Origin of the sequence: Streptomyces flaveus (assembly GCF_014647675.1) — a bacterium.
GTDB lineage: Bacteria > Actinomycetota > Actinomycetes > Streptomycetales > Streptomycetaceae > Streptomyces > Streptomyces flaveus.
Genome location: NZ_BMPQ01000015.1, coordinates 41131 through 61002 on the forward strand (window position 1 = coordinate 41131; position 19872 = coordinate 61002).

The 19872-nt window shown below is 66.4% G+C and carries 20 protein-coding genes; 11 read left to right on the plus strand and 9 right to left on the minus strand.

Translation table 11 applies throughout. The features are described 5' to 3' along the window. The first annotated feature begins 97 nt into the window (after positions 1–97). From IEZ21_RS26640 to IEZ21_RS26665, 6 genes are all read left to right on the plus strand, one after another. Positions 98–4363, plus strand: coding sequence for an RICIN domain-containing protein (locus IEZ21_RS26640; RefSeq protein ID WP_246568181.1), 4266 nt, complete (start codon positions 98–100; stop codon positions 4361–4363). A 1-nt stretch (position 4364) separates the two neighbouring features. Beyond that, complete coding sequence (locus IEZ21_RS26645) at positions 4365–4820, plus strand: hypothetical protein (protein WP_189324423.1); 456 nt, start codon at positions 4365–4367, stop codon at positions 4818–4820. A 337-nt stretch (positions 4821–5157) separates the two neighbouring features. Beyond that, positions 5158–5550 carry a hypothetical protein gene (locus IEZ21_RS26650; protein WP_189324424.1) on the plus strand — a complete coding sequence of 131 codons (393 nt, stop codon included), beginning with the start codon at positions 5158–5160 and terminating at the stop codon, positions 5548–5550. A gap of 226 nt (positions 5551–5776) precedes the next feature. After that, the gene (locus IEZ21_RS26655; protein WP_189324425.1) at positions 5777–6043 is read left to right on the plus strand and encodes a hypothetical protein; all 267 of its coding nucleotides are present in this window, start codon (positions 5777–5779) and stop codon (positions 6041–6043) included. A gap of 46 nt (positions 6044–6089) precedes the next feature. Next, positions 6090–6512 (plus strand): hypothetical protein, encoded by a 423-nt coding sequence (locus tag IEZ21_RS26660; RefSeq protein WP_189324426.1) that lies wholly within the window; start codon positions 6090–6092, stop codon positions 6510–6512. A gap of 368 nt (positions 6513–6880) precedes the next feature. Then, positions 6881–7294 (plus strand): hypothetical protein, encoded by a 414-nt coding sequence (locus tag IEZ21_RS26665; protein WP_189324427.1) that lies wholly within the window; start codon positions 6881–6883, stop codon positions 7292–7294. Positions 7295–7716: 422 nt separating this feature from the next. On the opposite strand, the gene IEZ21_RS26670 is transcribed toward IEZ21_RS26665, so the two are convergent. Then, positions 7717–8892, minus strand: a complete 1176-nt coding sequence (locus IEZ21_RS26670) for an epoxide hydrolase family protein (protein ID WP_189324428.1) — start codon at positions 8890–8892, stop codon at positions 7717–7719. Between the two features lie 103 nt (positions 8893–8995). Between IEZ21_RS26670 and IEZ21_RS26675 the strand changes: the two genes are divergently transcribed. Further along, positions 8996–9571: a CGNR zinc finger domain-containing protein gene (locus IEZ21_RS26675; RefSeq protein WP_189324429.1), complete on the plus strand. Its 576-nt coding sequence runs from the start codon at positions 8996–8998 to the stop codon at positions 9569–9571. Between the two features lie 115 nt (positions 9572–9686). Here IEZ21_RS26675 and IEZ21_RS26680 read toward each other — a convergent pair whose 3' ends face one another. Further along, positions 9687–10127 carry an ATP-binding protein gene (locus tag IEZ21_RS26680; RefSeq protein WP_189324430.1) on the minus strand — a complete coding sequence of 147 codons (441 nt, stop codon included), beginning with the start codon at positions 10125–10127 and terminating at the stop codon, positions 9687–9689. 137 nt (positions 10128–10264) lie between these two features. Here IEZ21_RS26680 and IEZ21_RS26685 point away from each other — a divergent pair, with 137 nt between their 5' ends. The 4 genes from IEZ21_RS26685 to IEZ21_RS26700 all read left to right on the plus strand — a co-directional run bounded on the left by IEZ21_RS26685 (position 10265) and on the right by IEZ21_RS26700 (position 13101). After that, entirely contained in the window at positions 10265–11083 is an 819-nt protein-coding gene (locus IEZ21_RS26685) for a helix-turn-helix domain-containing protein (RefSeq protein WP_189324431.1), read from the plus strand. Then, the gene (locus IEZ21_RS26690; protein ID WP_189324432.1) at positions 11080–11328 is read left to right on the plus strand and encodes a DUF397 domain-containing protein; all 249 of its coding nucleotides are present in this window, start codon (positions 11080–11082) and stop codon (positions 11326–11328) included. Before IEZ21_RS26685 ends, IEZ21_RS26690 begins: the two co-directional genes overlap by 4 nt. 94 nt (positions 11329–11422) lie before the next feature. Beyond that, on the plus strand, positions 11423–12070 hold the full coding sequence (locus IEZ21_RS26695) for a GntR family transcriptional regulator (RefSeq protein ID WP_189324433.1): 648 nt from the start codon (positions 11423–11425) through the stop codon (positions 12068–12070). Positions 12071–12084: 14 nt separating this feature from the next. Further along, the gene (locus IEZ21_RS26700; protein ID WP_189324434.1) at positions 12085–13101 is read left to right on the plus strand and encodes a 1-aminocyclopropane-1-carboxylate deaminase; all 1017 of its coding nucleotides are present in this window, start codon (positions 12085–12087) and stop codon (positions 13099–13101) included. Between the two features lie 13 nt (positions 13102–13114). Here IEZ21_RS26700 and IEZ21_RS26705 read toward each other — a convergent pair whose 3' ends face one another. From IEZ21_RS26705 to IEZ21_RS26735, 7 genes are all read right to left on the minus strand, one after another. Next, on the minus strand, positions 13115–13831 hold the full coding sequence (locus IEZ21_RS26705; protein ID WP_189324435.1) for a methyltransferase domain-containing protein: 717 nt from the start codon (positions 13829–13831) through the stop codon (positions 13115–13117). A gap of 356 nt (positions 13832–14187) precedes the next feature. After that, the gene (locus tag IEZ21_RS26710) at positions 14188–15402 is read right to left on the minus strand and encodes a TerD family protein (protein ID WP_189324547.1); all 1215 of its coding nucleotides are present in this window, start codon (positions 15400–15402) and stop codon (positions 14188–14190) included. Between the two features lie 65 nt (positions 15403–15467). Further along, the gene (locus IEZ21_RS26715; protein ID WP_189324436.1) at positions 15468–15689 is read right to left on the minus strand and encodes a hypothetical protein; all 222 of its coding nucleotides are present in this window, start codon (positions 15687–15689) and stop codon (positions 15468–15470) included. A gap of 42 nt (positions 15690–15731) precedes the next feature. Next, positions 15732–16721 carry a zinc-dependent alcohol dehydrogenase family protein gene (locus IEZ21_RS26720; protein WP_189324437.1) on the minus strand — a complete coding sequence of 330 codons (990 nt, stop codon included), beginning with the start codon at positions 16719–16721 and terminating at the stop codon, positions 15732–15734. Beyond that, a complete protein-coding gene (locus IEZ21_RS26725; RefSeq protein ID WP_189324438.1) occupies positions 16718–17569 on the minus strand; it encodes a carbohydrate ABC transporter permease in 852 nt (283 codons plus the stop codon). The genes IEZ21_RS26720 and IEZ21_RS26725 overlap by 4 nt, the downstream gene beginning before the upstream one ends. Beyond that, positions 17566–18504, minus strand: coding sequence for a carbohydrate ABC transporter permease (locus IEZ21_RS26730; RefSeq protein WP_189324439.1), 939 nt, complete (start codon positions 18502–18504; stop codon positions 17566–17568). The genes IEZ21_RS26725 and IEZ21_RS26730 overlap by 4 nt, the downstream gene beginning before the upstream one ends. After that, a complete protein-coding gene (locus tag IEZ21_RS26735; RefSeq protein WP_189324440.1) occupies positions 18501–19871 on the minus strand; it encodes an ABC transporter substrate-binding protein in 1371 nt (456 codons plus the stop codon). Before IEZ21_RS26735 ends, IEZ21_RS26730 begins: the two co-directional genes overlap by 4 nt. Position 19872: the final 1 nt, after the last annotated feature.

Here is a 19872-nt window from a genome sequence, read left to right on the forward strand (position 1 = left end):
CGACCGACTCGCCGGGGCGGGGGCCGCTGCGGCGGGCGACTCGTACGACTGGCACGAGGACACGGCCGCCGAGCAGTTGCGGCAGGACCAGTGCCTGATGGCCGACGTCCTGCGCCTGGGCGGCTCGTCCATGGCCGCGACCGCGCAGGACGGCCTCAACCAGACCCCGGACAAGCTCCATGTTCTGGCCGACCGGGAGCACTGGCAGAACACCCCGCTCGCCCAGGCGTACCAGAAGGACCGGGACGCGGCAGGCAAGGAACTCAGCGCCCTTCACGCTCTCCGCAACGGATGGCAGAAGCCCCTCGAGGGTCTGACGACCCCGGCCGGCTTCACCGACGCCTCCTTTCAACGGCCTCCGGGCTTGTCGGGCGACGGCAAGGACGACTTCTACGGCCAGACGGGTCTGAGCCAGTGGACCGCCGACCGGTTCTGGAAGAACGACAGTGACTTCTACGAGGACTCCACCCCCAAGGCGGACGCGAGGACCCTGAAGGCCGTTGATGACCTGGGCACTCCCCTCTACGGGACAGACCCGGACACAGGTCTTCCCTCGGGCGAGTGGAACCGTGCGCTCGCCGAGCGGTCAGCGTTCCGGTGGTTGCACGGGGCCCCGGGGGAGAACGCGGGTGCGGACAACGCCCGCATCTTCCTCGCTTCCGGGGGATTCCCCCGCACCGCCCCGCAGCCGGACACGGCGGAGTACCGCATCGCGGTCGAGGAGTTGAAGTCCCGGTTCGCGTCGTGTGCATGGCGTGACCCGATCGACCCGAGCAAGGTGCTGGGCGACATCTCCACCACCGCCGCCACCGAGTGGCAGCGGGAGATCACCTCTCAGGCCGCGCAGCGCAACCAGATCCTCAACGCGAACAAGGACGCCACCAAGGCCCTGGCCACCGGCGCCAAGGCGCTCGGGGACCTGTTGGGTCACTCATGGACCGCCGACCACCTCGCCCGCTGGCAGGACTACTGGTCCTCGGGTGGCGTCGGGTGGGTCGGCGACGCGCCTGCGGTGATCGAGGTGCACGCGGCGCAGGGCAAGTGCCTCGACGTCCAGAGCAGCGGAACGGCCAGCGGCACACCCGTCCAGCTGTTCACCTGCAATGGCTCGGCAGCGCAGAAGTGGCAGGTCTACGGCGACGACAAGGGCCTGCACCTGCAGAACGTCAACTCCCTGAAGTGCCTCGACGTGTCCAACAACGACTCGACGAACGGCACGAAGATCCAGATCTGGACGTGCAACAGCTCTCCGGCGCAGACGTGGGAGTACAACCTGCGCGCGACGACGAGCCTGAAGAACGTCGGCACGGGCAAGTGCCTGGACCTGAACGAGCTCACCAACGGCCAGAACTCGTGGCTGTGGGCGTGCAACGGCACCGGCCCGCAGCAGTTCGACATCAAGCCGTCCGGCAACAAGGGCACTGTTCCGCCGAAGGCGCAGTTCGACAAGGCCAAGGCGGGCATCGCCAGCGCGCAGGCGGCGGCGAAGAAGCAGCTCACCGCCCTCAAGGCGCAGGCCGCCGCGGCGAAGAAGTCCGCCACGGACACGAGCACCGCCGAGCAGGCCGCCTACACCATCGCGGACAACAACGGCGCTCCTCGGGGCCGTGGTCTGCTGGTCGGCCAGCAGAAGGCGCAGGTCACCCAGGGCGCGGCGGCCGCCCTTGAGGCGATGGTGAAGGCCGGCGAAACCGCTGAGGCCGCCACCCGCGCCTCCGGCGGCGACAGCCAGACCATCGCGCAGCGAGCATTGGCTCAGGCCGCGCAGGTCAAGGCGGAGTTCCGTAAGAAAGCAGCGCACACGGCCGAGTTGCAGGCGAAGGCCGCTGCCGACGCCGCGAAGGTGCACCGCGACAACGCGAAGAAGGACAAGGAGACCGCCGAGGCCAAGCTCGCCGAGACCCTGAAGGCCGAGGGCGAAGCGAAGGCTGCTGCCGCCGACGCCCACGCCAAGCGACTCGCGGCGGAAGCCGAGGAGAAGACGGCGAAGGCGGAGAAGGAGACCGCCGCGGCCAAGCAGGCCGAGGCAGCCAAGCACAGACAGAACGCCGAGACCGAAGCGACGAAGGCGAAGGACGCCAAGGCCAAGGCCGAAACCGCCGAGAGCACCGCGGTCGAGAAGAAGAACGATGCGGTCAAGGCCCGCGACAACGCGAAAGCCAAGCGGGACGACGCCTGGGACGCGGAACAGAAGGCCGACGCCGCACGCGCCAAGGCGGATGCGAAGGGTGCCTACGCACAGGCCCACATCTCGGACGCCAATGCCAAGGAGTCCAGGGCGGCCGCCAACGCAGCGGACAGGCACGCGGACGACGCCGAGGCGGCTGCCACGAAGGCCCGTTCCGAGGCCGACGCCGCGACGAAGGCAGCAGCGGACGCGGACGCCGCAGCCACTCGCGCCGAAGCGGCGGCGAAGCGGGCCCGCGCCCACGCCGACGGCGCCCAGGCAGCGAAACTGAAGGCCGACGCAGCGGTGAAGACCGCGACCAGCGCCGCGGCGGACGCCATCGCAGCCGCGAAGCATGCCGCAGCCGAGGCGAAGACAGCCGTCGAACTGGCCGATGAGGCGGAACAGAAGGCCAAGACCGCCAAGGGGCATGCGGACCAGGCGAAGAAGGAGGTCGCCAAGGCTCTGGCGGCATCGGCGAAGGCCGCGGGCTTCGCCCATGTCACCGCCCAGGCCGCCGTGGATGCCGGCAACGCCGCCGCGCAGGTCGCCAAGCCGGCGAACGACGCGATCCAGCTCGGCTCCCCGTACGTCACCACGGACTCGGCCGCAGGTCTGGTGGTGCTGACGGGACAGGCGTCGAAAACGATCGCCGACCAGCAGAAGGCCGTCGCCGACGCTCACGCCAAGAACGCACAGGAAGAAGCCGCCGCAGCAAGGGCCCTCGCCCAAGCGGCACAGGGCGAAGCGAAGGCCGCGTATCAGCACGCCGCCAACGCCGCCGCGCACGCGTCGAACGCACGCACCTACGCGAAGGAGGCCCTCGGCTTCGCGGCCGACGCAGCCACGGCCGCGTCCAAGGCCACCGCGTCACTGGCCCGCACTGTCGAATACGACCGCCAGGCCACGGAAGACGCAGCCGCCGCGGACAAGGCCGCGGGTCGCGCCGAGGGCTACGCCAAGGACGCCCGCGACTCCGCCGATCAGGCAGCGCTCGATGCCTCCGCCGCCCGCACGGCTGCCTCGGAGGCCGAACAGGCAGCCAAGGACGCCCGCGCGGCGGCCGACCGCGCCGACACCGCGGCGACCGAGGCCGAACAGGCCGCGAAGGACGCCCACAAGTACGCCGAGGAAGCGCAGCGAGCTGCGGAGTCCGCCGCACGCAAGGAGGCCAACAAGCAGGTGGCCAGCGGCGCGGGCACAGGGATCGGGGACACGTGGTACGTCGTCGACGAGGACAGTCTCAAGATCACCGACGCCAAGCAGGAGAACCCTTGCGTCATCGAGGTTGGCTTTGAAGGCTGCACCGTCACGTTCACAGTGACATTCGATGTGATGGTCGACTTCTACCTGTGCACCAACCCCGAAGTGCCGGCCACGGCTTCCGGCTGCCCGTCGCGGGACACGGTGTTTCTCGATGCCAAGCCTTTCAAGGGCCTGACGAAGGAAGTCACCGAGTACTTCAGCAAGCTGGATCTCATTCAGCAGACCCTCACCTACAAGATCCTGAAGGCGGTCCTGGTCCAGGACTTCGTCGACTGCTGGCACGGCAACGCCAGCGGCTGTGCCTGGGCAGCGAGCAACTTCATCCCCAGCAAGGCGTTCAGCAAGGTCGCCGAGGCGATCCGCGCCCTGGACGCTGCGCTGCACACGGGGGTGGGGGTACGCGATGCGTTCAACGCACTGAAGGTCCTGGACCTGGACCCGGCGACGCTTGCCAAGATCGAGCGGCAGGTCAATATCTACGAGGACGCGGTCGCTGCCTGCAAAACCAGGCCGGGCACCGCCAGAGCGCTCATGACGGCCGGTCCTCTCAGGGCGACGGCGCAGAACGCCGGCCCGAGCTGTGTCCTGATTGAGCTCGGACCGGGTGTCAAGTCGGCCGACGCACTCAAGGCGTTCAACCCTTCTGCGCCTGAAATCGAGTTCGTCTTTGAACCGGGTACCGGAAGATTCATCACGGGAGACCCGGCACATCTGGGCCTGGAAGGCAGCCCGCACGAGCAGCTGGCACGATCCATTGACGCCGACGAGAAGACGGTGCTGGGCGGCACTGTCTTCCGCGACAACGGCCGCCTAGTATTCACCGAGAACAGCGGACACTACGGGCACAGGTGGACGGACGCCACACGTGAGAAGTTCGAGGATTTCCTGAAGGACTATGGCGTTGACTTCGACTACAGGCCGTGGGGATGAGATGGAAGAATGGATTCCTGTAATCTACCGCGGCGACGGGGCATGGATTGGTGTCATGCCTGGCGGCGAGATCGGCGTAGGCACCGAAGTGGAGGGGCGTGCAACCCTCGAAGGTTCACGCTTCATCCCGATGTGGCCCTTCCTGGAGCGGGATTTCTCCGAATGCCTCAGCGAGTTTTCCCGCCTAGGGGAATTTCTCACGAAAGGTGGCACGTCAACCCCTAAGAAGCTCATTGAGCTGACCGTGGGATCAGCCTGGAAATCTGGTCGCCCCTATTGGATGCGACTCGCTGTTCCATGGGTGATCGAGATGGTTCAGCGCTCGGATTTCGACGCCGAGGCCATGGGGAAGATTCTTGGGGAGATGCTTGATTCGGAGATCGTGGAACCGGAGATGCGGGAACGGCTCCGGCTCGTTTCCTCGACGTTGAGCGACTCGCATGAGGAACGGGACTGACGTATTTAATTGAGGGGCCCCACCGGATTAGTTTCCGGTGGGGCCCCTCAAGCACGGGTGTCCCACCACGATGGAGCTGTTTGCTCTCACATGCAGAAGGTGACCATCGAGATCATCCAGTCGGCAGGGTTCGACGTAACCAATGTCCAAGAGGACGATGGCATACGTCCGATGGCGGTCCACGTAAAAGGAGGTCAGTATTGTAGCAGTAAGTGGCTGCGAGTGATCGACAACAGCGGCAGAGGGGTCAGGCTGATGTTTAGCCGGAGTTGCCGTGAGCTACAGGCTGGGCTTCTAATAAGGATCAACAAGTAAAGATTGGGTGAGTATTCAAGCCGTGTATGACTACATCGAGGCTCCTGGGGATGTCATCAAGGCCCGGAACGAACTGGCCGATCAAGTGTGTCGGGATCTGGAGCTGGCCGGGATACCTGCCTTTCGGCAGGAAGGCAGTCCGTGGGATCGGGCAGGTGCTGTGGTGGAGGCGAACCCCAGCGGCGATGCGGCCGGAGGGGTTTTCGTGGAGTGGAACCCCCATCCAACCGTTTCGCAAGCTGTAGCCGATAGCGTGCAAAGTGGAGAATTTCCGGCGAAAGTAATCCAGCATTCCGGAGTCATTTCTTCCTGTATGCGGGATGCGATAATTGGAATTCTCGAATCGGCAGGGTTTCAGGCCGATGCTGCGGACGACGATATGCGTCCGATGGCCGTTCGTGTCGCGACGGGGTAGCTACCAGTCAACAGGTTTGATCGGTCGAACAGTATTTTCGGGCACCGTTCTCACGGAACTGGTCTCCGCGGTCCGGCGCGGCTTACGTCAGCCCCAGTACTGCCACGACGTCCTCTACGGCTGTCTGGCAGGCACAGACCTCGCCCTCTCGGTACCATGACGACTTCACGCATTCAAGGTCAGTACTGTAGTTACTCAAAAGCCGCGACGAAAGACTGGGCGAGCGATGGGCAATCTGGAGGAAATCGCAGGCGAATTGAGAGCGGCGCACGCTGAAGGGAAGGACGCAAGGGGGCTCGCATTGCTTTCCCGTGAGAAGCTGGGTGCGGCATTTGGTGTAATTTCATTTATTGCTTCCTTCCGTCTGGCTTTCAGCATTCCGTTGCCCGTACTGCAGCGTGCGCAAGCGTGGCAGGGATTCGGGTGGGGAGGTGCGGAAATTTCTGACGAAGAATTTTCTGTCATTCTTTCGCCTTGGCTCGCGAAGCAGTGAGCCTTTTCCGCAACGAATGATCAGAAGGCTGAGGAACGAGAGGCTCATGACGGAACCCGAATTCGACCTGCACCCGAAGGCCTCACCAGAGGTCATCGCTAAGCGCGAGGCGCTGGCCCAGCAGGTGTGCCGGGAACTGGAGCGTATCGGTTTTCCCGTGTACCGGGGTGACCTCACCGGTTATCCGGACAATCAAGTGGGGGCGGAAGTGCACGTGGAACCCTTTATAGACGGCGGGGTGTACGTGGACTGGAAAACGAGCGCGGAGCTGAGGGATGCCGCTCTCGATCTCTTCGAGCAGGGGATCGACTACGAGAATCCGCCTCCGCTCTCCCGCCACTACAACACTGTCCTCAAGCACATGGAGGCTGCTCTTCTGGGGATCCTTGCCCCGGCGGGATTCGAGATTGAGCAGCCGGATCCGCACGGGCACGGCAGCATGATCCAGGTCACGGGATACCGGGGCTGAACCGCCCAAATGTCAGGCCTCGCCGAAGCTGAGCTGTTCATGCTCCTGCTTCGGCGGGGCCTTCCGCCTGCCGAGATTCGGGATCTCCCATCCCCACTGCTGAAGGCCGAATCGGCCAACCAGCGGCAACCCAGTAGCGACAGGCAGATCTCCCGCTTCCACGACGTTCTCGCAGCACATGACCTGGAGTCCTTGACGGCGGGCTCATAGAAAGGGGCGGAGACAATTTCGGATCCTTCGCCCTTGAAGAATGCCGACAAGCCCTGAGCCTGTAGCGGTAATGCAGTTAGGGGGCGCACACCCGGTTTGCGCCCCGCGGTGCTCGCCGCACCGGAACAGCAGACCAACTGCACAGAGACGAGAGTGAGTTGCCTGAGTACGGCTTCGACTACCGCAAAGCGCCCGAGGACGTCATAGCCGAGCGAAATGCGCTGGCTGACCGGGTCTGCCGTGAACTGGAACGTGCCGGAATCCCCGCCTTCCGGGAGCAGCAGGCCGATCGAGCAGGTGCGAGGGTTGAGGTCGACGACACTGCCCTCGATGCGGCGAGAGGGATGATCGTGGACTGGCGTCCCGACCCTAGTCTCACGGAAGCCGTCGTTGACAGCATGCAGAGCGGCGACTACCAGGCCCCCGTCATCCAGCACAATGGAGCCATCTGCTCCCATATGCAGAAGGCGATCATCGGAATTCTCAGATCGGCCGGCTTGCAGGCTGATACTGCGGCTGAATTCGACGGCGACCTGTATCCGCTGTCGGTTTGCGTCACCACATCCAGGTAATCCGACAACACGGCAACGGGATCCGTTCGCCTGTATCAGGCCCCGCCGCGGCTCCGGCGGGGCCTGATCTGTCCGCATCGCCCAGGCCGACCACACATCAGGAGACGTCCGTTGAGGTACATAGATCGGCAGGCTCGCGCCAGGGCCGAAGAAGTCGGCGTTCGGCACGCGTCGGAAGAGGTCATCGAGACCCGCTACAGGCTGGCCGAGCTGGTGTGCCGGGAACTGGGACCTTCGCCGCTCCCACGGAACTGGTCTCCGCGGTCCGGCGCGGCTTACGCCAGCTCCAGTACCGCCACGCCATCTTCGCCGCGCCCTGTCTGACCACGTTCTGCCGTCTCGATGAGCTCGGTCTGGAAGCCGTCGGGCAACGCCTTGAGCCGGATCAGGCGGTGATCGAGTGCTGGGTCGCCGAGCCGCGTTCACCGATTAGCGGCCAGCACTGCCGCGAGGCCCTCTTGCAGATCTTTGACGAAATACTCGGAAACCTCCAGCGACGGGAAATGTCCCCCGATTTCGGGCGACCTCCATCGGACGATCTGTCGGTACCGCTCCTGTGCCCAGGGGCGCGGACACTTCTCGATGTCGCGGGGATACATAGTGATTGCTGACGGGACGTTGACCCGAAGTTCGGGGTCCAGCGAGTTGTGGCTTTCGTAGTAAATTCGGGCCGCCGATGCGCCGGTCCGCGTCAGCCAATACAGGGTGACGTCGTCAAGAATCCTGTCTCTGGAAATCGTCTCGAACGGGCTGTCTTCGGTGTCTGACCACTCGGCGAACTTGTCGAGGATCCAGGCGAGAAGCCCGACCGGTGAGTCGACGAGCGAGTAGCCGATGGTCTGCGGTCGGGTCGCCTGCTGCTTCGCGTACGCCCCGTGGGGGCCCTCGTAGAATTCGCGGGTTTCCTCGGTCCACTTGCGCTCGACCGCCGTCAGCCCGTCCGTTGTCAACCCGGGCGGTCCCTCCGCGAACGTTGTGTGGATGCCGAGAACGTGCGCCGGGAACCTGCCGCCGAGAACCGTGGTGATATTGCCTCCCCAGTCACCGCCGTGGGCTGCGAACTTGCCGTAGCCGAGCCTTCCCATCAGTTCCACCCACGCGGCCGCGATCTTTTCGGTTCCCCACCCGGTGGTGGCCGGCTTGTCGCTGTAACCAAAGCCCGGTAGCGACGGGGCCACGACGTGGAACGCCGGCGCGTCTGCATCTTTCGGATCTGCCAGCTCGTCCACTACATCGATGAACTCAGCAATGCTGCCTGGCCAGCCGTGCGTCAGGATCAGAGGAGTGGCATCCGAGCGCGCGGACCGGCGGTGCAGGAAGTGGATTCCCAGATCATCAATGGTCGTGCGGAACTGGCCGATCTGGTTAAGGCGCTCTTCGAACGACCGCCAGTTGTACCCGGTGCGCCAGTAGTCCACGACCTCGACGAGGTCGGCGAGAGGAACGCCCTGTTCCCATCGGCGCGGGCCGGGCGCGGCGCGATAGACCGTCTCGGCCTCCGGTAGCCGCGCGGCGGCCAGTCGCGCGCGCAGATCGTCGAGGTCAGTGTCGGTTGCGGGGGCTTCAAATGCTTGCACGTCGCTGGTTGGACGGGGCATGAGACCTCCTGGCCATCGTGGAACCGGCTACGACCCATCGCGAACCGGCTAAGGCGGTTCTAGCAGGCTTCCGGGTCACGCTGCAACCGGCTAAGGTGGTTCCATGCGTGCTGGGTTCCCTGACTTCCGCCTCGGCAATGTGCTGGCGACCAGCTTCACGGGGACTCTGTCGGAGCGTCATGGCGACGCTGTGGAGCGCATTCCCACGCCGCACCGACTCGTCGACTGGCTAGCAGTGAACGGCCTCGCCGTGGACTCCTGCACCACTGCCCAGCTCGACCTTGCTCGGGAACTGAGGGAGTCGATTCACGCCGCCGCGACAGCGGCCGCGATCCAGGACGCTCTCCCTGTGTCTGCTGTCCAAGTCATCAATGACTGCAGCGCTCAGGGGCGGGCCGCGGCGATCCTGACGCCCAAGGGCAAGCGGCAATGGCGGCTCAGCTCGGCTTCCTGCGTGGAAGATGCCCTCAGCGTGATCGCCGCCGACGCGATCAGCATCATCGCAGGCGAACGAGACGGAAAATTGGCCTTGTGTGCATCGCCAACCTGCCAAGCCGCCTTCTTCGACACCAGCCAAAGCCGCACCCGCAAATGGTGTGACATGAACACGTGCGGGAATCGTCAGAAGAAGGCGCGCTTCAATGCCAACCAGCGCAAAAACCCCAGATCAGCGGAGTGATCGTTACCTCGGTACATCCAACTGGGCCCCACGCCTGCGACACATCTGTCGCGTTGGGTGCACCCCAACGGCACCACTGAGAGCCATCCGTCGCCTTCGATGTGGCACCAAGAGTTCATGGCTGTACGTCGCTGCGGAGTGTGAACCAGACCGTCTTGCCGATGCCGCCGGTACGAGGTTCCGCACCCCAGTCGTCTGCCAGTGTTGCCACCAGGGGCAGGCCGCGGCCGGACTCGTCGTCCAGGGCCGCCTCCCGGAGCGTCGGGAGAGTGTCGTTCGCGTCCGTTACGGACACGCAGAGGTGGCCGGCGGCCAGGACGCAGCGGGTTCGGATTTCGCGGCCGGGGGAGACCTTTGCGTGGCGGTACGCGTTTGTTATCAGCTCGCTGAGCAGGAGTACGGCTGTTTCCGTCGTCTCGTCCGGGAGCTTCCATGCGGTGGCTTGTTCGCGGAGGAGGGCGCGGGCTCGGCCGACGCTGCGGGCGTGGCGGGGCAGGTGCCATTCGACGTCTTGGATGTCCTCGAGGGCTTTGGCGTCGTCGCGGTCCTGGGGCATGTGTGTGCCGTTCCTTGCGTGTGGTTCTCCGTCATTCGCTGTGATCAGGCTGGCGGTTGGTGCGTAGTCTCGGGGAGTGTCGGTGTGGGTACACAGCGTGGCTGTACACGGTGTGGTGGTGGGAGGCGGGTGGGTGCGTGGCTTCCGGGGAGTCGCAGCAGGCGCAGCAGAACTGGCGGTACTGCGGTGGGCAGATCAAGTTGTGGAGGGAGGAAGCGGGGGTCAGCCGACAGGAGTTGGCCAAGGAGGCCGGGTACGACTACGAGTACGTCAAGTCGATGGAGTGCGGGAGGCGTAGGCCGACGCTGAGGTTGTTGCAGGCTGCGGATCAACTGTGCGCGGCGAGAGGGAAGTTGGTGGCCGGGCATGAGTTTCTGAAGCCCGAGCCGTTTCCTGCGCGGACACAGGAGTACATGGCGATTGAGGCCGAAGCGTTCGTGGTGCACCACTATGCGCTTGGGCTGATTCCCGGTCTGTTGCAGACGGGAGAGTACGCACGAGCGCTGATCAGCGAGAGCTGTCCGCCGCTGGATGATGAGACGGTTGAGGAGCGGGTCAGAGCTCGGTTGGCGAGGCAGGAGGCGCTGACTCGCCGCGCCAGAACGGTGTACGGCTTCGTGATCCATGAGACTGCGCTGCACACGGAGGTGGGCGGACCGGAAGTCATGCGGCGGCAGTTGCTCGAGGTGCCGGCGGTTGGGGCCCTGCGTAACGTGTCCATCCAGGTGCTGCCCTACGGGAGGTGTAGCGGTCTGGCGCTCAACGGCTCGTTCGTTCTGCTGGAGACTGTTGACCACGAGCACTTCGCCTACGTTGAAGGTCCAGAGACGAGCGTGTTGCACGCCGACGCTGACAAGGTGAGCTACCTGGCGCAGGTGCATGGCATGATCCGCATGCAAGCTCTCGGAGTTGACGAGTCGGCGGCGTTCATCAGGAAGGTGGCAGAGGGGCTATGAGCGAAACGCTGGCGTGGTTCAAGTCCAGCTACAGCGACTCCCAGGGCGGTGAATGCCTCGAAGTCGCCTACACCTGGTGCAAGTCCAGCTACAGCGACTCCCAGGGCGGCGCCTGCCTCGAAGTCGCCGCCTGCCCCCACACCATCCACATCCGCGACTCGAAGCTCGGCGTTCGAAGCCCCCGCTTCACCGTCCCCGCCAACGCCTGGACCGCCTTCGTCACGTACGCCTCCCGCGAGGCCTGAGCCCCCTAAACCTCGAGCCCCAAGGCTGTGGCCCGCACCTCAGTGCGGGCCACAGCCTTGTGCGCGGTCGAGATTGACATCTAACATTTCAGTTGTGGACGCCATAGGGCCAGTACCCCGCACCCTGCTCAGGGACCGGGCGTACGAAGCGATCAGGGACGCCATCGTGGCCGGGGACATCGAACCGGGCGCGGCGGTGCGCGACGCCGATCTCGCCGAGCGGCTCGGGCTGTCACGGGCGCCCGTGCGTGAGGCCTTCTCGCGGCTCGTCGACGAGGGGCTGCTGGAGAGCAAGCCGCAGAGCTACACGCGGGTGACCCCGGTCGTGGCCTCCGGCGTACGGGACGCGGCGGCCGTCGTCGGGGCCATGCACGAGCTGGCCGCGCGGGTCGCCGTGCCCCGGCTGTTCGCTGCGGACGTCGAGATGATGCGCTCGGCCAACGAGCGGTTCGCGGCCGCTGTTCACGCGGGTGACGTGGACACCGCCCTGCGCGCCGACGACGAACTGCACGACGTGCTCGTACGCGTCAGTGGCAACCGCGCGGCCGCCGCCACCATCGCCCGCTACACCCCGCTCATCCGCCGACTGGAGCGACGGCGCTTCGGTGAGGGCGGCAACTGCCGTTCGGCCGGGCTGCACGAGCAGCTCATCGAGGCCTGCGCGGCCGGTGACGTGGACGAGGCGGTCCGTGTCACCGCGGAGATCTGGCGAGGGCTCGAAGGCCTCGCCGACGGCGACTGATCCTGGGAGGATCCATGTCCCTTTCCTCGTACGAGCGTTACCCCCTTCTCTTCGGGCCCTCGCCCGTGCACCCGCTGGAACGGCTGACCAAACACCTCGGCGGGGCCTCGCTCTGGGCCAAGCGTGAGGACTGCAACTCCGGTATCGCGTACGGGGGTAACAAGACGCGCAAGCTGGAGTACCTCGTCGCCGATGCGCTCGCCCAGGGGTGCGACACCCTCGTGTCCATCGGTGGCGTGCAGTCCAACCACACCCGGCAGGTCGCGGCCGTGGCCGCCCGCGCCGGGCTCAAGTGCGTGCTCGTGCAGGAGAGTTGGGTGGAGTGGCCCGACTCCGTGTACGACAAGGTCGGCAACATCCTGATCAGTCGGCTCGCGGGCGCGGATGTGCGGCTGGTGCGGGCCGGGTTCGGGATCGGATTCAAGGAGAGCTGGGAGCAGGCGCTCAGGGAGGTCGAGGAGAGGGGCGGGAAGCCGTACGCCATTCCCGCCGGCGCCTCCGACCATCCGCTCGGTGGTCTCGGGTTCGCCGGGTGGGCGTATGAAGTCGCCGAGCAGGAGCGGGAGTTGGGGGTCTTCTTCGACACCGTGGTGGTGTGCTCCGTGACCGGCTCTACGCAGGCGGGCATGGTCGCCGGGTTCGCGGCCCTGGAGGAGGCGGGCGGGCGGCCCCGGCGCGTCCTCGGCATCGACGCGTCGGCCGCGCCCGCCCGCACCCGTGCGCAGATCGCGCGGATCGCTCACGGCACCGGCCAACTCATCGGCGTGAAGCGGGAGTTGGACGAGTCGGACGTCGAGCTGGACGAGCGCTACCACGCGGGCACGTACGGCATCGCCGACGAGGCCACACTGGAGGCGATGCGGCTCGCCGCGCGGACCGAGGGGATGGTGACGGATCCGGTGTACGAGGGGAAGTCGATGGCCGGGCTCGTCGATCTCGTGTCGCGGGGAGAGATCGGGCGGGAGTCGACGGTGCTGTACGCGCACCTCGGTGGACAGCCCGCCCTGAACGCGTACAGCGCGCTGTTCTAAGGCCTTCTGCGGGTCAAGCCGCCTTACCGAAGACAAGCACCTCCGTGGTGGCGACGCCCATGGGCGCCAGGAAGCTGGCCTTCAGGCTGCAGCCGAGAGTCGCGAAGAGGTCCACGCATGTCTGGCGGGGCATGGCGGCGGGGAAGGAGTCGTGTCCCGCGCCGCCCTTCGTGGCCCAGGTGCGTACCGTGGCCGGGTCCAGGCAGGTCTCTGTCATCACGTCGAAGACGATCCGGCCACCGGGTCGCGTGACGCGTGCCATCTCGAAGAAGTAGCGGGAGGCGCCGAGGAAGGGCACGGTGTTGAAGACCTTATGGGCCTGAACGAGGTCGATGCTGCCGTCGGGTGTCGGGGCGAGACTGCTTCCTGCGGTCGGTTGGGCGACCACGCTGAATGTGTCCACCAGGTAGTTGGCCCAGGGTGCTGCCGTCTCGTAGATCTCGTAGCGGTCTGGTGAACACTCCTTGAGCGTCTTCTCCAGGTACCGTCCGGACCCGGGACCGATCTCCAGTACCGTGTTCGGGTTGGCAGCGAAGACACCGAGGGCGCGTAGTTCATCGATGGTGGACTGGGTGGCGCCAGGCGTCCCGTTCATGACCTCGTCGATGTAGTCACCGACCGGCAGACCGGCCGCCCGTGCAGCCCGCATCGTCGCCTCGAACGGGATGAAGTCATCGACGCCACCCAGGTTGTTGGTGCTGCGCACGATGTCGAATCCAGCGCGCCCCAAGAGCCGCTTGACCCCCGACTTCAATACTGACGTTCCGCTGCTTACTGCCCTCACCAGGCATACCCCCCCAGATCGTCTCCAACTCGGTGTCAGCATAGGATCTCGGACGCAGGTGCGCAGTGGGACGGCGAATTCGCTACGCGGCTGTCGAGGGCCGGTACGCGGCGCCGGGGCCTCACGCCCGATATGTGCCTTCCCGGTAAGGCTGCTTACGGAAGCCTTCTATGAGGTCGATTCAGGTTTCGTGTGGAGGGTTTCGCGGGCCTGTTCCGCGGCGCGGGCCGTGCTTTCGCGTCTGACGTACGGCGGGGCGCCCTCTAGGAAGAGGGCGCCCCGGGATGCCTACGGACGGACGTTTACAGCGACTGCGCCGCGGGCTTGACCATGCCGCGCACCGTACGGGACTTGACGAAGTCGCCCATGGCCGTCATGTCCCACTCGCCGGAGAACTGCTTGATCAGCTTGGCCATCATGACGCCGGTCTGGGACTCGGCGTTGGTGAGGTCGAAGCGGACCAGTTCCTCGCCGGTGGCGGCGTCCAGGAGGCGGCAGTAGGCCTTGGCGACCTCGGTGAACTTCTGGCCGGAGAAGGAGTTCACCGTGAAGACCAGGCCGGTGACCTCCTGGGGGAGGCGGCCGAGATCGACCGTGATGACCTCGTCGTCTCCGCCGCCCTCACCCGTGAGGTTGTCGCCGGAGTGCTTGATCGCGCCGTTCACGATGGAGAGTTTGCCGAAGTAGCAGCTGTCGATGTGGTTGCGCTGCGGGCCGTACGCGATGACCGACGCGTCCAGGTCGATGTCCTTGCCGCGGTACGCCGGCTCCCAGCCGAGGCCCATCTTGACCTGGGAGAGGAGCGGGGCGCCGCCCTTGACCAGGGAGACGGTCTGGTTCTTCTGGAGGCTTACGCGGCCCTTGTCGAGGTTGATCTTTCCGGCGCCCGGGGCGGGGGCGGGCGGAGCCGCCGGGGGTGCGGCCGGGGCCGGAGGTGTCGCGAGGGTCGGGGCCGGCGGGGCGACCGAGGGCTGCATGGCAGGAGCGGGCGGGGCTACGGGCGTCTGGACGGGGGCCGGAGCCGGTTCCTCCACCGAGACGCCGAAGTCCGTGGCGATGCCCGCCAGGCCGTTCGCGTACCCCTGGCCGACCGCTCGGGCCTTCCAGGCGCCGTTGCGGAGATAGACCTCCACGATCACCAGTGCCGTCTCCGTGCCCAACTGCGGGGGTGTGAACGTCGCCAGTACGGAGTTGTCGTCCGCGTTGCGGATCGTCGCCGTGGGTTCGATGCCCTGGAAGGTCTGGCCCTCCGCGTCCGGGCTCGCCGTGACGACGATCTTTTCGATGCCCGGGGGTACGGCGGCCGTGTCGACCACGATCGCGTCCGGAGCCGCGCCGCCACCCGAGCGGTACGTCACGCCGGGGCCTGTGGCCTGGTTGTAGAAGATGAAGTCGTCGTCGGAGCGCACCTTGCCGTCGGCGGTGAGCAGCAGGCCCGATACGTCGAGCCGCACCGGTGCGGTGACGTCCACCGTCACGCGGGCGACGGGGAGAGGGATGTTCGAGCCGGGGGTCATAGCTGTCATGTGTGGGGTAACGAGCGGGCCCGCTTTACCGTTCCCTTACCTGCCGCCCAATTGGGTCAGCGGCGGTTGCGGGGGTGATTGCGGGCCGTGCGTTCGTTGCCGTGCTTGTAGTTGCCGGTCCAGCGGGCCATGACGAGCTGTGGGTCGCCGGATTCCACTTCCGTGAGGAACTCGTCGGCGCGGGGGCCGCGGAGGGTGGTCGCGGGGCGGCCGTGGTGCGTGATCGTCACGCTTCCATCGCCCTGATGCTCGTACGAGAATCCCTGTGGTCGTGGCATGACCGGGATGTTAGGCGCCCGGTCATGCCCGACGACAGTGGATTACGGCGTTACGACGATCTTGCGGCCCACCCCCGACGCGAACTGCTGCAGCGCCTCGGGATAGCGGTCCAACGAGATGCGGTCGCTGATGAACACGTCCGGGTCCAGGACACCCGTCGCGAACAGCTCCGCCGCCCGCTCGAAGCTGTGGAGGACCGCCATGGAGCCCGTGATGGTGATCTCCTGGTTGTAGATGCGGTACGGGTCGATCGTCACGCGGGTCGCGTAGTCGGCGACGCCGAACTGGAGGAACGTACCCGCCTTGGCCACCCGGTCGAGGCCGTCCTGGATCGCCGCCGCGTTGCCGGTGGCGTCGATGACCAGGTCCCAGCCCTGGGGGCGGTCCAGCTCGTCGGGGTTCGCGGCCGATGCCGAGACGCCGAGCTGCTCGGCCGTCGCCAGCCGCTGCGGATTGAGGTCCACCATGTCCACACTCGCCGCCCCCGTCCGCTTGGCGAGCTCCAGCATCATCAGGCCCATCGTTCCGGAGCCGTAGATCAGGACATGGGCGCCGAGGCGGGACTGCAGGACGTCGTAGCCGCGTACCGCGCAGGACAGGGGTTCGACGAGGGCCGCGTCCTGGGTGCGTACGTGTTCGGGGAGCTTGACGCAGTTGGCCACCGGGGCGACCGCGTACTGGGCGGCGCCGCCCGCCGTGGTCACGCCTATCGCCGCCCAGCGCTCGCAGAGGTTGTTGTGGCCCGTACGGCAGTACCGGCACTCGTAGCAGTACAGGGACGGGTCCACCGCCACCCGGTCACCCACCGACAGTTCCGTGACCTGGGTGCCCACCCCGACCACCTCGCCCGCGAACTCGTGCCCCGGCACGATCGGCAGCTTGGGCGCGAACTCGCCCTGCAGGATGTGCAGATCGGTGCCGCACAGACCGCACGCGGCGACCTCGACGACGACCTCGCGGGGCCCTGGCGTCGGGTCCGGGACCTCGGCGACGACGGCGCGGCCCACGGACTCGATGACGGCGGCCTTCATTTCACGGCTCCCAAGGACAGGCCCTGGACCAGTTTGTCCTGGGCGGCGAACCCCGCGGCGAGCACCGGCAGGGAGATGACGAGCGAAGCGGCGCACACCTTCGCCAGGAACAGGCCCTGGCTGGTGATGAAGCCGGTGAGGAAGACGGGGGCTGTTTCGGCTACGACGCCCGTCAGCACCCTCGCGAACAGCAGTTCGTTCCAGCTGAAGATGAAGCAGATCAGGGCCGTGGCCGCGATGCCCGGGAGCGCGATGGGGGCCACCACGCGGGTCAGGATCGTGGGCAGCCTCGCGCCGTCGATCTGCGCCGCCTCGATGATCGCCACCGGGACCTCCGCGAGGAACGACTGCATCATCCACACCGCGATCGGCAGGTTCATCGACGTGTAGAGGATGACCAGGAGCCAGATGTTGTCCAGCAGGCCGGTGTTCTTCGCGAAGAGGTAGATCGGCAGGAGGCCCGCCACCACCGGCAGCATCTTGGTGGAGAGGAAGAAGAACAGGACGTCCGTCCACTTCTTCACCGGGCGGATGGAGAGGGCGTACGCCGCCGGGAGGGCCAGCACGAGGACGAGGAGCGTCGAAGCCAGCGACGCCACCGTCGAGTTGATGAGCGAGGGCCAGGGGCTCGCGCCGCCGCCCGCGCCGAAGAACTCGCGGTAGCCGTCGAGCGTGAGGGCGGCGGCGAAGGACGGGGGATTGGTGGCGGCGTCCTCCTCGGAGTGGAAGGACGTCAGCGCCATCCACGCGATGGGCAGGAAGAACAGCAGGCCGAGCAGCCAGGCCAGGACACCCAGGCCGGCTCCCTTGGTACGGCGGGGACGCAGTCGGATCGCGGTGGCACTCATGCGCGGGACACCTCCTCACGGAACAGGGACGAGACCACGCGCAGTGCGAAGGTCGCGATGATGATCGAGCCGATGACGACGAGGACGCCGGCCGCGGAGGCGAGGCCGTTCTCGTGGGCCTGGTAGAAGCTCTGGTAGACGGTGTAGGGGAGGTTGGCGGTGCCCAGGCCGCCGGACGTGATCGTGAAGACCGCGTCGAAGTTCTGGACGATGTAGATCGAGCCCAGGAGGGCGCCGAGTTCGAGGTAGCGGCGCAGGTGGGGGAGCGTCAGGTAGCGGAAGACCTGCCAGTCGCTCGCGCCGTCCACCTTCGCCGCCTCGATCTGTGCGTGGTCGCGGCTCTGCAGGCCCGCCAGCAGGATCAGCATCATGAAGGGCGTCCACTGCCAGATCAGTGAGGCCTCGATGGCGAGCAGCGGGTTGTCGGAGATCCAGTCCGGCTGAGGGCCGCCCACGTAGTGCAGCAGGCCGTTGAACAGGCCGTACTCCGGGTTGTAGAGCACGTGCTTCCACAGGAGGGCCGCGGCCACCGGGACCACCAGGAACGGCGCGATCAGGAGCGTACGGACGATGCCGCGGCCCCGGAACCTGCGGTCCAGGAGCAGGGCCAGGACCAGGCCGATGACGAGGCTGGCCAGGACCACGGCCGCGGTCAGCAGGATCGTGGTGAAGACCGACTGGCGCAGATCCGCGTCCGTCAGGACCTCGGAGTAGTTGGCGAAGCCGGCGAATTCGCGGGCGTCCGGGTAGAGCGAGTTCCAGTCGAAGAAGGAGATCACCAGCGTGGCCACGAACGGGAGTTGGGTCACGGCGATCATGAAGATCAGGGCGGGCAGGAGCGGGGCCCTTGTCGCCCAGGCGCGCAGTCGGCCCGAGGGGGGCTTCGCCGTGCGTACGGGTGTGGCGGCTACCGGAGCTGTCGTCGTGGCGGTCATCGTCCCTCGTACTCCTCGGAGATCTCCTCGGCGAGTGCTTGCGCTTTGTCCAGGGCCGACTCGACCGACTGGCGCCCGGCGATGGCCGCGCTGATCTCCTGCGAGACCTTGGTGCCGAGGTCGGTGAACTCGGGGATGCCGACGAACTGGATGCCGGGGGCCGGTCGCGGCTGCACTCCGGGGTCGTTGGGCCGGGCGCCCTCGATGGCTTCCTTCGTCGTCTCCTGGAAGGCCGCGGCCTCCTTGACGTACGCGGCGTTCGTGTACGTCGACGCCCGCTTGCCCGCCGGGACGTTGGACCAGCCGATCTCGTCGCCGACCAGCTGCTCGTACTCCTTGCTGGACGCCCAGGAGACGAACTTCCAGGCATTGTCCGGGTTCCGGGACGCGTCCTGGATGCCCCAGGCCCAGGTGTAGAGCCAGCCGGAGGACTCGGTCTTCTCGACGGGGGCGGGTACGTAGCCGATCTTGCCCTTGACGGGGGAGTTGGCGGACTCCAGGGAGCCGGCGGCCGATGTGGCGTCGTACCACATGGAGACCTTGCCCTGGGTCATGTTGTTGAGGCACTCGGCGAAGCCGGACTGAGCGGCGCCGGCCTCACCGTGCTTGCGGACGAGGTCCACGTAGAACTTCGTCGCCTTCTCGAACTCGGGGGAGTTCAGCTGCGCCTTCCAGTTCTTGTCGAACCAGGTGCCGCCGAAGGTGTTCACGACCGTGGTGAGCGGCGCCATGATCTCGCCCCAGCCCGGCAGTCCGCGCAGGCAGATGCCCTTCATGCCTGACTCGGCCCCGTCGGCCTCGGCGGCGAGGTCGGCCACCTGCGTCCAGGTCGGGCGTTCGGGCATCGTGAGGCCCTCTTTGGCGAAGACGTCCTTGCGGTACATCAGGAAGGACGACTCGCCGTAGAAGGGCTGTCCGTAGAGCTTGCCGTCGTCGGCTGTGAGGGACTGCCGCATCGGCTTGAGGACGTCCTTCTCGTCGTACGCGCTGTCCTTGGCGACGTACGAGTTCATCTCGCGCAGCCAGCCGTTCTTGGCGTAGATCGGTATCTCGTAGTTGCTGAGGGTGGCGACGTCGTACTGGCCGGCCTGGTTGGCGAAGTCCTGGCTGATCTTGTCGCGGACGTCGTTCTCCGGCAGCACGGTGAAGTTCACCTTGATGCCGGTCTCCTTGGTGAAGTGGGCGGCGGTGAGCTTCTGCAGCTCCACCATCTGCGGGTTGTTGACCATGAGGACGTTGATGGAGTTGCCGCCGGAACCGGCTCCGCCCGCTCCGGTCCAGCAGCCGGAGAGCAGCGGGGCGAGCAGCGTCCCTGCGGCGGTCGCGGCAAGTAGTGCGCGCGGCCTCCGTCGGCTCTGGGTTCGCATG